Source organism: Pseudomonas sp. GW822-FHT04H02, assembly GCF_058800645.1.
Genome location: NZ_JBXAMM010000002.1, coordinates 407,963 through 420,055 on the forward strand (window position 1 = coordinate 407,963; position 12,093 = coordinate 420,055).

Consider the following 12,093-nt stretch of genomic DNA (forward strand, 5'->3'; position numbering starts at 1 on the left):
CTTTTCATGATTCTGGCACGGGTTAAAAGTTATATTAAACGGCTCATTAATTGGTGGCGTCGTCGGCGTGATGTTGCGGCGCGCGTTTCTCGACTCGAAAGCGAAGTGCAATCGCTGCGTACCCGGATAGAGGTCATGAGTGCTTTCTACGAGCGTAGGCTCGATGCAGCTATTCATGCCCTGATGGAAAGAGAAAGCAAACCGGGATGCAGTCAGTATAAAAGTGAACTGGATAGCTCAAAGAGCACCCAATGATATGAGTCGGCGAGCACTTCAAGTTTGTTATTACCCTATCCGAAATCCAATTGCTGGAGGACAAATTCGTGCTACGCAACTGGCAAACCTGATTGAGGGCATGGGCTACAAACGTGAGTTCATGGGGATATATCCACATCGTGTTGATGGCTGGGTAAGTGACTTCCCCATAGGGCAAGTAGCCAATGATTGGGTTTTCAGTGTGCCACATGATTTTGAAATGCGGCTCACTGACGCTGTCATCGCTGATATCGATTTTTATAATAAAATCTTGAAGCAGGCCAGTGCTTATGATCCGGATCTATTATGGCTGGAACATCCATTTTTGTGGCCGATTTTTAAAACCTGGGCATGTTCTCGTCATGACCGCATGAAGGTTGTTTATAGCAGCCATAATGTCGAGTGGGCCATGAAAGAGCAACTTTTGAAGCGTCATGAGGTATTTGATAATTATTGTGTGCAGCGAATATACACTACTGAGCGGGATCTACTTCTGAGTGCTCATGGGGTTTTATGTTGCAGCGAGGATGACCAGAAGACCTATGCGTACCATGGAAGGAAAGATGCTCTAGTTATCCCAAATGGTTCAAGTTGTCCAGAAATCAGTGAGGAGAACTTGGGGGAGCCGAGCTTAATGGGGGGGGTGGACATATCAGAGGGTAAAGTTGTCCTGGTTTTTATAAGTTCTTACCACGAGCCGAATTGGTTTGGACTACGAGACCTTGTTCTTTCCCATATGGTTTCAGGTGGGCTGTTGGAGAATTCGCTTCTTATCTTGATGGGCGATATATGCCGACTGTATGAGGATTGGTGTGCGAGCACGGGGCATAGAATTTCCGGGGTGCATTGTGTAGGGCGAGTCACTGACGAAGAAAAAAGCAGCTACTTCAAAACCGCGGATATTGCGGTTTTGCCCATTACTGATGGTGGTGGAACAAACTTGAAAACGGCTGAAGCACTACTCTCATGCCGTGCGGTAGCTGCCACTAGCATCGCATTTCGTGGTTTTGAACGCCATATGACATTGCCTGGTGTTTTCTGCTCTCCAGTCGAGGGTTTCGCTAGCGCACTTTTCGAGGCGATGTCCTTCGTCAAGGAAATGGGGACCCGGTCAAAAATGGAGCTGGCATGTGCTGCTCGCCATGATCAAGTTGAAGACTGTCGTTGGCCTGAAATAATCCGTAATGGAAAGAAGTTCTCTGAAATTTTAGATAAACAATAGTTGCCATTCCAATAATGGTGAAGTCTTAAACTAAGGGAGTGCGATATCCGATGCTAAGCAGGCTTCGCGTGCCATCTATACAGAGTTGGAGTAACGCGATGAACTGGAAATGTATGCAGGGATAGTTATTGCTACATCAGGTTTGGTTTTGTACCGACCCTTCATATAAAAAATGGGGACTTGGAGTGCCTGGCGTGGTGGCTTTGTCCGCCTGAAATTAATTGGAGTTTTATAATGATTTACTTTTTATCTCCATTGCCCCCTAAACAAACGGGTACCGCAGATTACATAATGCAGCTTCTGTTTGACTTGGAGTGCGATCTGGGAAGTAAAGTTCGTCAGAATATAACGCTTTTAGATAAGGCTCCAAGTGCCGATGGGCTGAATGAACTTCGAGGGAAGGGCTGGCTCGCCGAAGATATTTCCGATGTGGTTTTTTGCGATACAGATGTAGTGATTCTATTCCTTGCATCAAACGAATTTCATCGTTGGGTATGGGAGGTGCTCGCCGAGTCCAACCTTCCTAATGTTGTTGCGGTAGTACACGATTTAACAGCCTTTCCAATGCTTAGATCTATGGCAAGAGACCCAAATAGTTCTTTCTCTCGTGAAGATGAGATTCTGGCATTACAGTTCGAGTTTGGTATGCAAGCGGAGTGGATGGCGGATAACTTCGACAATTTACCTGAAACATCACGTTATTTTCTTATGGGGCAAGGTATAACGCTTTCCCGGGCAGATATAGTGGTTGTTCATTCAAAGTATGCACGATTACGCTTGGTTTCTGAGGCGATAAAAGGAGTGCAGTTGCCCACTGTTCTAGTGTATGACCATCCGCGACCAAGAGTATTTGAAGTTTCTCCCCTTACTACAGGTCCGGCTGAGGGGGTTTTTTGTGTAGGGTCTATTGGGTTCTATAGTGACATCAAAAGAAATGAGATTTTGCTCGAGGCATTTGGGGCTTTTGCACGTTCTCTGTCGGCAGCAGATAGAGCGCGTGTTGAACTAGTGTTTGTGGGGAAGATTGATGGGGACCTACGTTTTGCCGCGGAGCAGATTATTGAGCGTTGGCAAATCAAGGAGCTAGTCAGGTTCACCGGCTATGTAGAAGAGGAAGTTCTGCAGGCTTGGCAAAATCGTATCGATTTACAAATGAACTTGAGATTCCCTTCGTGTGGAGAAACATCCGGGACTCTTGCCCGTGCCCAAGTCATGGGTAAACGTGTAGTTTGCTCAAGTTTTGCAGCCTTCCATGAGGAAAATGCTACTTGGAAAATAAGTGTAGATCCGCTTAGGGAGTTTCCGCAATTGCTTGAGGTAATAGAAAAGGAGTTTTTACTTTGGAGGGATAAAGTTGCGCCGTCAGGGATCCGTGAAGAGCATATTTCTAAAAAGTTGGCCTTTTCAAGGTTAGTGTCGCTTCTGCTTGATGGTAATTATTTAATGGGAAAGGGCAAGGGCTCCCTTTCCGAATTGGTAATCATTAATGAAGAATTGGTGCGATGAGAATTGGTGTTGATGCGAGTTCTATCTCCGGGGATATAACTGGAATTGGCCGCTACACGTTGGAACTGCTCAATCGACTAGTGATGATGGGACACGAGTGGTTTCTATATTCGAGTGACGATGTCAGTTCCAAGGTTCCGGTAGGGGGCGAGGTTAGTTTCAGGGTCTCGGAAAAATTTGGGCGTATTCCCAATCTATTTAATGCCCAGTCTTTTTTTCCTTTTTATGCTTGGAAGGACAGGGTTGACGTGTTCTGGTCTCCGACACATCGACTACCTTTTTTTTTGAGCAAACGTATTGCTAGCGTAGTTACTGTTCATGATTTGGTCTGGAGGTACGCACCGGCAACAATGCATCCGGTTAATAGGCGTATGGACTCTTTTTTCATGCCGCTCGCAGTTCACGCAGCTGACCGGGTAATCGCCGTTTCTAAAAGTACGGCGTCGGATTTGAGCGTAGAGTTTCCAAATCATGTGGCGAAGATAAGGGCTCTTCAATTGGGAAGTTCTTTGCCCTCTGGAGAGGAGCAACTGGGTCTCTTAGAGTCCACCGGCATAAATTACCCATATTTTCTGTTTGTTGGGACCCTGGAACCTCGCAAGAATCTTTCTCGATTGATTGAGGCTTTCTCTCTCTTACCGTTACGTATTAGAAATGGACGTAAGTTGGTCGTGGCTGGTGGTGGTGGTTGGGGAGGGATCGATGCAAGCAATATCGCGAAGAGGTTTTGTGTTGAAGATGATGTCGTTGTACTTGGCTATGTAAGTGAGGCACAGCTATCAGCTTTGTATCGAAATGCGTTGTTTTTAGCAATGCCATCTCTCTATGAAGGCTTCGGCCTTCCGCTTCTGGAGGCGATGGCCAACGGCGTACCGGTTCTTACCTCTAACTGCTCTTCGATGCCGGAGGTCGCGGGACAGGCGGGGATCTTGGTTGATCCCACTAACCTGGCATCAATTGCGAACGGGTTGGCTCAACTATTGGACGATGAGGCTGGTCGGAAACGCCTGGCTGGATTGGCGGTATCTGTAGCGGGCCATTTTAGCTGGGACTCGACAGCAATGGAGACACTTGCCGTCTTTGAAGAGGCCTTTATGAGTCGTAAAAAACGCAATTCGCAATGTTAGGCCTGTAAATGAAAGTATTGCATTTTTATAAGACTTCATACCCAGATACCATGGGCGGGGTTGAACAAGTAATTAATCAAATTGCCCGTGGCGCCAAAAGATTGGGTGTTGAAACCGATGTTCTGTCACTGACCTCTGAAAGATTGCCGCGCTCATTTGAGGTAGATGGTTATACAGGGCATCGAGCCAGGATGGACTTGCAGGTGGCCTCGACTGGATTCTCCGCTTCTGCTTTTTTCAGATTTGCGAAACTTGCTAAGGAAGCGGATATAGTTCATTACCATTTTCCTTGGCCGTTCATGGACTTGGTGCATTTTGCCACCCGTGTCAAGAAGCCAACAATTGTAACTTATCATTCCGATATAATTAGGCAGAAAAATTTGTTGAAAATTTATCGGCCATTGAAGTTAAAATTTTTGGGGGATGTTCAACATATAGTAGCAACCTCTCCTAATTACTTTGAAACTAGCGATGTTCTAAGGAGGTATTCTGACAAAGTCAGTGTTATCCCGATTGGCTTGGATAAATTAAGTTACCCTTCTGTGCCACCATCATTGCTCGAGGCTTGGCGTGAAAGAGTCGGATCTAAATTTTTCTTGTTTGTTGGGGTTATTCGTTACTATAAAGGCTTGCATATACTGATGGAGGCTGGCCAAGGGTTGAACCACCCCATTGTCATTCTTGGTGCGGGGCCTATCGAATTAGAGTTAAAGGCCCAGGCTGAAGCTCTCGGTTTGTGCAATGTTCACTTTTTGGGGCAACTGCCAGACGAAGACAAGGTTGCATTGCTTACGCTTTGCTACGGAGTGGTATTTCCATCCCATTTGCGCTCCGAGGCTTTCGGTATCTCGCTGCTCGAGGGAGCAATGTATGGAAAGCCAATGATTTCAAGTGAGATTGGTACCGGTACTACATTCATCAATATTCATGGGGAGACCGGTATGGTTGTGCCTCCTAGTGACGCAGGGGCCTTGCGTCAGGCCATGAACTATCTTTGGGACAACCCCGTGCATGCCGCAAATATGGGGGAAAACGCTGAAAAGAGATATTGGGAACATTTTACTGCGGAGCAGATGGTTCGATCATATGTGGGCTTGTACTCGGAGCTGATAGCGACGTTTCACTCTAGATAAAATAAAGGCGTATTGAGCTCTTGGTGGTTAAACGATGGCAAGGGTTCAAGAACCTTGCCAATTTAATGACCGTTTGTTTTTATGTACTCGCTTGGTTATCAGGAAGAGTGGTTTTTCAAGTCGAGATACTCCAGGATTTTTTGTACTCCGGTTGCTATGGCCTCTTCCTGTGTATTGATCCGGATGTCTGGATTGATGGGCACTTCATAAGCCGAGTCTATGCCGGTGAAGTTCCTGATCAACCCAGATCTGGCTTTGTCGTACAGGCCTTTGGGGTCTCTTCGTTCACATTCGACCAAGGGGGTATCAACAAATACCTCTATGAATCTATCGGTAGAAATTACTTCCCTGGCCATGGCTCGGTCACGTTGGAATGGAGAAATGAACGCGGTGATCACGATAACACCAGCATCTACAAATAATTGAGCGACCTCGGCAACTCTTCGGATATTTTCCTCGCGATCGATATCGCTGAAACCTAGATCGCGACATAGCCCCATTCGAACATTATCGCCGTCCAGGAGATAAGTATGATGTCCAAGTTCAAACAGAGCCTGTTCAAGGGCATTTGCCAGTGTTGATTTACCCGCACCGCTCAATCCGGTAAACCATATAACTGCCGGCCGCTGCTTTTTCAGGTTGGCTCGAGCGTGTGCATTCACCGTGGAATATTGAAATACCAACTCTTGAGTCATGCGTTATTCATCCTTAGAAACGTCCTGGACAGTTATGCCTCTATACCTGGGCTCATGCCGCATATAAAAATTCACATTCAGTGAAGGCTATCTCGGAAGCTCTGGTTGGAGCTTGTCCAGAGGGACAGTTCGGTCGTTATCGATAGCTGAGCACTATCTTTTAACAGGAGTATTCAATATTTGCCATGTCGCGGTTTAATTGTTTGCGAAGTGGCCATCGATCTCATAGCTAACAGGTGGATTTTGATAGCGGAGTGACTTATGCAGAGGCAGCCTGCGGCGGCTAAGAGCCGACCGGTCAGAGTGACGTGTATATGGAAACATCAGCATTCGAGTTCAGGTGAATTTTTTCATTCATTGAAGGGCTCGTTCCCACGCTCTGTCTGGGTGGGAACGATTTATTTCTTCAGATTTTGTTCAAATCGTTATTGCGCGTTTCCTTCAGGCACAGCACCGCGATCAGGCTCAGGATCGCCGCCCCTGAAACATACCCCCCAACCCAGCTCAAACCGCCCATCGCCACCAGTTTCTGGGCGAAGAACGGCGCGGCCGAAGCTCCGACGATGCCCCCCAGGTTGTACGCCGCCGAAGCGCCGGTATAGCGCACGCGGGTCGGGAACAGTTCCGGCAGCAGGGCGCCCATCGGGGCGAAGGTGACCCCCATCAGGAACAGTTCGATGCACAGGAACAGCGCCACGCCGGCGGTGGAACCCTGGGTCAGCAGGGGTTCCATGGTGAAGCCGGACAGAATCGCCAGCACGCCGCCGACAATCAGCACCGGCTTGCGCCCGAAGCGGTCGCTGGCCCAGGCCGACAGAGGCGTGGCCGCGGCCATGAACAGTACGGCGAAGCACAGCAGGCCGAGGAAGGTTTCCCGGCTGTAGCCCAGGGTAGCGACGCCGTAGCTCAGGGAAAACACCGTGGAGATGTAGAACAGGGCGTAGCACACCACCATCGACGCGGCGCCCAGCAGTACCGGCAGCCAGTACTGGCTGAAGAGTTCCACCAGTGGCATCTTCACCCGTTCCTGGCGTGCCACGGCGTTGGCAAAGACCGGGGTTTCGTGCAGCTTCAGGCGCACGTACAGGCCCACCATCACCAGGGCGGCGCTGAGCAGGAAGGGAATGCGCCAGCCCCAGGAGCGGAACTGTTCGTCATCCAGGCCCATGGCCAGGGCCAGGAACAGGCCGTTGGCAGCGAGAAAACCGATGGAGGGGCCCAACTGCGGGAACATGCCGAACCAGGCGCGCTTGCCTTCCGGTGCGTTCTCCGTGGCCAGCAGCGCGGCGCCGCCCCATTCGCCACCCAACCCCAGGCCCTGGCCGAAGCGCAGCACGCAAAGCAGGATGGGCGCCCAGGCGCCGATGCTGGCGTAGCCTGGCAGTACGCCGATCAGGGTGGTGCACACGCCCATCAGCAGCAGCGAGGCAACCAGGGTCGACTTGCGTCCGATACGGTCGCCGAAGTGGCCGAACAGTGCCGAGCCCAGGGGGCGGGCAAGGAAGGCGATGCCGAAGGTCAGGAACGCCGAGAGCATCTGGGCGGTGCCGGAGGTCTGGGGAAAGAATACCGGGCCTATCACCAGTGCGGCGGCGGTGGCGTAGACGTAGAAGTCGTAGAACTCGATGGCGGTGCCGATAAAGCTGGCAGTGGCCACCCGCGAGGCGGAATTGCTCGGTTGGGCAGGCGTGGTGGCGCTGTAGGCGGTGCTGGTCGTCATGTGGTTATCCCTGACAGTCTGTGCTCCGGTGGAGCGAATTATTATGGTCGAGCACCCAGGGATGTGGGTTTGGCGCGGTCGTCCCTCGGGATGGGAGTGACGTCGAACAGAAGGGCTGGTTATCGGCAGGTTTGCGCTGGGTGCGGGTAGCACGCGGGTCTGCACAGGGCTTGGGTAAGCGGATCGATTATAGAAAGGCGGCTAACGATTCAACAAGGGGCTTGGCGGCTGCCGGGCTGGCGAGAAGGTTTTCGACCTTCAGGGGCGCCATTGGCTGCGGCGGCAGGCGATCAGATGCGGGCGGGGACGCTGCTGGTGTGCCAGATCAGTACGCGGCTGACGCGGTTTTCCTCGGTTTCGAGGATTTCCAGGCGGTAGCGGCCGATTTTCAGGCACACCGCACTGTCGGGGATGGTTTCCAAGGCTTCGGTGACCAGGCCGTTGAGGGTCTTGGGACCGTCGCTGGGCAGGTGCCAGCCCAGGCTCTTGTTCAGCTCGCGGATCGATGCCGCACCTTCCACCACATAGCGGCCATCGGCCTGGGGGTGGATGTGCGGGTTGTCCAGGCTGTGCTCGCTTTCGAACTCGCCGACGATTTCTTCGAGGATGTCTTCCAGGGTGACGATGCCCAGCACTTCGCCGTATTCGTCCACCACCATGCCCAGGCGCCGTTGCTGCTTGTGGAAGTTGAGCAGTTGCAACTGCAACGGGGTGCTTTCCGGGACGAAGTAGGGCTCGTGGCAGGCCGCCAGCAGGGCGTCCTTGGTCAGGCTGGCGTCCGGCAGCAGGTGACGGATCTGCCGGGTGTTGAGCACCGCTTCGACCTGGTTGATATCGCTGTGGAACACCGGCAGCCGTGTGCGTCTGTTCAGGCGCAGTTGGGCGATGATGTCCTCGATCGGGTCGTCCAGGTTGATGCCGTCCACTTCGCTGCGGGGCACCAGGATGTCATTGACGGTGATGTTGTCCAGGGCGTGGATGCCGGACAGGGCATGTGGCTCCTGTGGCGTGGGCTCGTCGTCCAGTAGCGCCGGGTCGTCGTCACTGTGCTTGACCGCGCCGGCCTTGCGGGCAAACGGGCGCAGCAGCAACTGGCTGAGGGTGTCGAGCAGCCAGGCCAGGGGATAGACGATTTTCATCGGGATGAGCAGCAGGCTGTTGCCAAAGCCCAAGGTACCTTCCGGGTAGCGCACGGCCAGGGCCCGCGGCAGGTATTCGGCCAGCACCAGCAGGGCGCAGGTGCTGATCAGGCAGGCCAGCCAGGGGCCATTTTCCGCCCAGTAGAACAGCGCCAGCAGGGTGCTGATGATCACCGCCAGGACCCGGCACAGGGTATTGCACAGGATCAGGCTTTCCTTGGGGAAGGCCAGGCGTGCCTGGGACTTGTCGCCATTGCGCAAGTTGCCGCGCAGGGTCAGCAGGTGCTGCTGGGCGGCATCGATAGCGGTGAACAGGCCCGACCAGACGATGAGCAGGGCGATTACCGCGAGCATGGGCCCGGTGGGCAGGGAGTCGGTCATGGCCGGTCGTCAGATGTGCAGGATGTATTCACGAACCAGCTTGCTGCCAAAGTAGGCCAGCATCAGCAGGCAGAAACCTGCCAGGGTCCAGCGAATTGCCTTGTGCCCGCGCCAGCCGAGGCGATTGCGGCCCCATAGCAGCACGCTGAACACTACCCAGGCCAAACAGGCCAGCAGTGTCTTGTGCACCAGGTGCTGGGCGAACAGGTTCTCGACGAACAGCCAGCCGGAGATCAGCGACAGCGACAGCAGGGTCCAGCCGGCCCAGAGAAAACCGAACAGCAGGCTTTCCATGGTTTGCAGCGGCGGGAAGTTCCTGATCAGCCCGGACGGGTGCTTGTTCTTCAGCTGATGGTCCTGCACCAGCAGCAACAAGGCCTGGAACACCGCGATGGTGAACATGCCGTAGGCCAGGATCGACAACAGGATGTGGGCGAGGATCCCGGGTTCCTCATCGATCACCGGCACTGTGCCGGTGGGGACGAATTGCGCCAGTAGCGCGGTCAGGGCGCCGAGCGGGAACAGCAATACCAGCAGGTTTTCCACCGGGATGCGCCAGCAGGCCAGCAGGGTCAGGGCGATGACTGCAGCGGCAATCAGGCTGGCGGCGCTGAAGAAGTCCAGGCCCAGGCCGACCGGAGTCAGCAAGTGGGTCAGCAGGCTGGTGGCATGGGCCAGCAAGGCCAGGATGCCGAGCGTAACCAGCAGGCGCTTGTTCGCCTTGGCGCCTGTGGCCAGGCGGGAGCCTTGGTAGAAGGTCGCAGCGGCATAAAGGACGGCGGCGGCGAGGGTGGGTAGCAAACTGGGTGACAAGGGGAGCATAAATCCTGTTAGGCAGGCCCGAAAGTCGCTGAGTTTGGCATAGAACCCAGAGCCCTGAAAGACCAGGCAAGCAGACGGCGAGGTGTCCGCCACGCACAGTCTTCGCTATAATCCGCGACCTGCCCACGCCGCAGGCTCATCGAGCACCTGTTTATTACGCTCTGGGCCGCCATTACCCCCGGTCTACCTTGGGCCTGAAAGGATCGAGCATGTTTGAAAACCTAACCGACCGTCTCTCGCAGACGCTGCGCCATGTCACCGGCAAGGCCAAGCTGACCGAGGACAACATCAAAGACACCCTGCGCGAAGTGCGCATGGCGCTGCTCGAAGCCGACGTTGCGTTGCCGGTGGTCAAGGACTTCGTCAACTCCGTGAAGGAGCGTGCGGTCGGCACCGAAGTGTCCCGCAGCCTGACGCCGGGCCAGGCTTTTGTGAAGATCGTCCAGGCCGAGCTGGAAAGCCTGATGGGCGCGGCCAACGAAGATTTGAACCTCAGCGCAGTGCCACCGGCCGTGGTGCTGATGGCCGGTCTGCAGGGTGCGGGTAAGACCACCACCGCCGGCAAGCTTGCGCGCTTTCTTAAAGAGCGCAAGAAAAAGAGCGTGATGGTGGTCTCCGCGGACGTCTACCGTCCGGCGGCTATCAAACAGCTGGAAACCCTGGCCAATGATATTGGCGTGACCTTCTTCCCATCGGACCTGAGCCAGAAGCCGGTAGCTATCGCCGAAGCGGCTATTAAGGAAGCGAAGCTCAAGTTCATCGATGTCGTGATTGTCGACACCGCCGGTCGCCTGCACATCGACAGCGAGATGATGGACGAGATCCAGGCGCTGCACGCGGCCATCAAGCCGGTGGAAACCCTGTTCGTGGTCGACGCCATGACCGGTCAGGACGCCGCCAACACCGCCAAGGCCTTTGGCGAAGCGCTGCCGCTGACCGGTGTGATCCTGACCAAGGTCGACGGCGATGCCCGTGGTGGTGCCGCGCTGTCGGTGCGGGCCATTACCGGCAAGCCGATCAAGTTCATCGGTATGGGCGAGAAGAGCGAAGCCCTGGAGCCGTTCCACCCTGAGCGCATCGCTTCGCGCATCCTCGGCATGGGCGACGTGCTCAGCCTGATCGAACAGGCTGAAGCGACCCTCGACAAGGACAAGGCCGACAAGCTTGCTAAAAAACTGAAGAAGGGCAAGGGCTTCGACCTCGAAGACTTCCGCGATCAGTTGCAGCAGATGAAGAACATGGGCGGTCTCGGCGGCCTGATGGACAAGCTGCCGAACATCGGTGGCGTGAACCTGGCGCAGATGGGCAATGCCCAGGGCGCGGCAGAGAAGCAGTTCAAGCAGATGGAAGCCATCATCAACTCCATGACCCCGGCCGAGCGCCGCGACCCCGAGCTGATCAGCGGTTCGCGCAAGCGCCGGATCGCCCTGGGTTCCGGCACCCAGGTGCAGGACATCGGTCGCTTGATCAAGCAGCACAAGCAGATGCAGAAGATGATGAAGAAGTTCTCCGCCAAGGGCGGTATGGCCAAGATGATGCGCGGCATGGGCGGTATGTTGCCCGGCGGCGGCATGCCGAAGATCTGAAGAATCCGCGCCGGCCGTCATGCCGGCGCTTTTTCCACGGGGACGTGGAATCCCGGGCAAACCCTCGATTGGGGTGCGCTCACTCGCTGTCGCTTGCGGCAGCTCCATGGCAAATCTGAATGGCAGCCGACGGGCGCCGGAAAAAGTCATTTGCAAAAGTCCGGATATTCCTTAGAATATGCGGCCTTTCGGGCACCCATGCCCGCTGTGCATTTAGATTTGCAGCACCGACTACAGGAACGATGTTCACATGCTAACAATCCGTCTTGCCCTTGGCGGCTCCAAAAAGCGCCCGTTTTACCACTTGACCGTGACCGACAGCCGCAACCCACGCGACGGTTCGCACAAAGAACAAGTTGGCTTCTTCAACCCGATCGCTCGTGGTCAAGAAGTCCGCCTGTCCGTGAACCAAGAGCGCGTAGCCTACTGGCTGAGCGTTGGTGCACAGCCTTCTGAGCGTGTTGCTCAGTTGCTGAAGGAATCGGCTAAGGCTGCAGCCTGAACCCT

The 12,093-nt window shown here is 54.3% G+C and carries 10 protein-coding genes; 6 read left to right on the forward strand and 4 right to left on the reverse strand.

Annotated features, from left to right (window positions below; all coding sequences use genetic code 11):
* The first annotated feature begins 223 nt into the window (after positions 1–223).
* The 4 genes from AC1RMG_RS08555 to AC1RMG_RS08570 all read left to right on the forward strand — a co-directional run bounded on the left by AC1RMG_RS08555 (position 224) and on the right by AC1RMG_RS08570 (position 5,243).
* Positions 224–1,477, forward strand: coding sequence for a glycosyltransferase (locus AC1RMG_RS08555; RefSeq protein ID WP_493168940.1), 1,254 nt, complete (start codon positions 224–226; stop codon positions 1,475–1,477).
* 234 nt (positions 1,478–1,711) lie between these two features.
* Positions 1,712–2,983 (forward strand): glycosyltransferase, encoded by a 1,272-nt coding sequence (locus AC1RMG_RS08560; RefSeq protein ID WP_125062604.1) that lies wholly within the window; start codon positions 1,712–1,714, stop codon positions 2,981–2,983.
* Positions 2,980–4,110: a glycosyltransferase family 4 protein gene (locus AC1RMG_RS08565; RefSeq protein ID WP_368994149.1), complete on the forward strand. Its 1,131-nt coding sequence runs from the start codon at positions 2,980–2,982 to the stop codon at positions 4,108–4,110. The genes AC1RMG_RS08560 and AC1RMG_RS08565 overlap by 4 nt, the downstream gene beginning before the upstream one ends.
* Before the next feature lie 8 nt (positions 4,111–4,118).
* Positions 4,119–5,243 carry a glycosyltransferase family 4 protein gene (locus AC1RMG_RS08570; protein ID WP_125062606.1) on the forward strand — a complete coding sequence of 375 codons (1,125 nt, stop codon included), beginning with the start codon at positions 4,119–4,121 and terminating at the stop codon, positions 5,241–5,243.
* Positions 5,244–5,341: 98 nt separating this feature from the next.
* On the opposite strand, the gene cysC is transcribed toward AC1RMG_RS08570, so the two are convergent.
* The 4 genes from cysC to AC1RMG_RS08590 form a co-directional block, all read right to left on the reverse strand.
* Positions 5,342–5,938, reverse strand: a complete 597-nt coding sequence (gene cysC / locus AC1RMG_RS08575) for an adenylyl-sulfate kinase (protein WP_125062607.1) — start codon at positions 5,936–5,938, stop codon at positions 5,342–5,344.
* A 406-nt stretch (positions 5,939–6,344) separates the two neighbouring features.
* A complete protein-coding gene (locus tag AC1RMG_RS08580; protein ID WP_262213086.1) occupies positions 6,345–7,658 on the reverse strand; it encodes an MFS transporter in 1,314 nt (437 codons plus the stop codon).
* A gap of 290 nt (positions 7,659–7,948) precedes the next feature.
* The gene (locus tag AC1RMG_RS08585) at positions 7,949–9,178 is read right to left on the reverse strand and encodes a transporter associated domain-containing protein (protein WP_019094768.1); all 1,230 of its coding nucleotides are present in this window, start codon (positions 9,176–9,178) and stop codon (positions 7,949–7,951) included.
* Positions 9,179–9,187: 9 nt separating this feature from the next.
* Positions 9,188–10,000 carry a cytochrome C assembly family protein gene (locus AC1RMG_RS08590; RefSeq protein WP_125062609.1) on the reverse strand — a complete coding sequence of 271 codons (813 nt, stop codon included), beginning with the start codon at positions 9,998–10,000 and terminating at the stop codon, positions 9,188–9,190.
* Positions 10,001–10,209: 209 nt separating this feature from the next.
* Between AC1RMG_RS08590 and ffh the strand changes: the two genes are divergently transcribed.
* Both ffh and rpsP read left to right on the forward strand, forming a co-directional pair.
* Complete coding sequence (ffh, locus tag AC1RMG_RS08595; protein ID WP_161466239.1) at positions 10,210–11,586, forward strand: signal recognition particle protein; 1,377 nt, start codon at positions 10,210–10,212, stop codon at positions 11,584–11,586.
* Positions 11,587–11,836: 250 nt separating this feature from the next.
* On the forward strand, positions 11,837–12,088 hold the full coding sequence (gene rpsP / locus AC1RMG_RS08600; protein WP_007927680.1) for a 30S ribosomal protein S16: 252 nt from the start codon (positions 11,837–11,839) through the stop codon (positions 12,086–12,088).
* The last annotated feature ends 5 nt before the right edge of the window (positions 12,089–12,093 follow it).

Excerpts from the sequence above, each read along its gene's own strand:
- AC1RMG_RS08585 (WP_019094768.1), bottom strand. The coding sequence starts at position 9,178 with ATGACCGACTCCCTGCCCACCGGGCCCATGCTCGCGGTAATCGCCCTG.
- AC1RMG_RS08590 (WP_125062609.1), bottom strand. The coding sequence starts at position 10,000 with ATGCTCCCCTTGTCACCCAGTTTGCTACCCACCCTCGCCGCCGCCGTC.
- AC1RMG_RS08570 (WP_125062606.1), top strand. The coding sequence starts at position 4,119 with ATGAAAGTATTGCATTTTTATAAGACTTCATACCCAGATACCATGGGC.
- rpsP (WP_007927680.1), top strand. The coding sequence starts at position 11,837 with ATGCTAACAATCCGTCTTGCCCTTGGCGGCTCCAAAAAGCGCCCGTTT.
- AC1RMG_RS08560 (WP_125062604.1), top strand. The coding sequence starts at position 1,712 with ATGATTTACTTTTTATCTCCATTGCCCCCTAAACAAACGGGTACCGCA.
- AC1RMG_RS08580 (WP_262213086.1), bottom strand. The coding sequence starts at position 7,658 with ATGACGACCAGCACCGCCTACAGCGCCACCACGCCTGCCCAACCGAGC.
- ffh (WP_161466239.1), top strand. The coding sequence starts at position 10,210 with ATGTTTGAAAACCTAACCGACCGTCTCTCGCAGACGCTGCGCCATGTC.
- cysC (WP_125062607.1), bottom strand. The coding sequence starts at position 5,938 with ATGACTCAAGAGTTGGTATTTCAATATTCCACGGTGAATGCACACGCT.
- AC1RMG_RS08565 (WP_368994149.1), top strand. The coding sequence starts at position 2,980 with ATGAGAATTGGTGTTGATGCGAGTTCTATCTCCGGGGATATAACTGGA.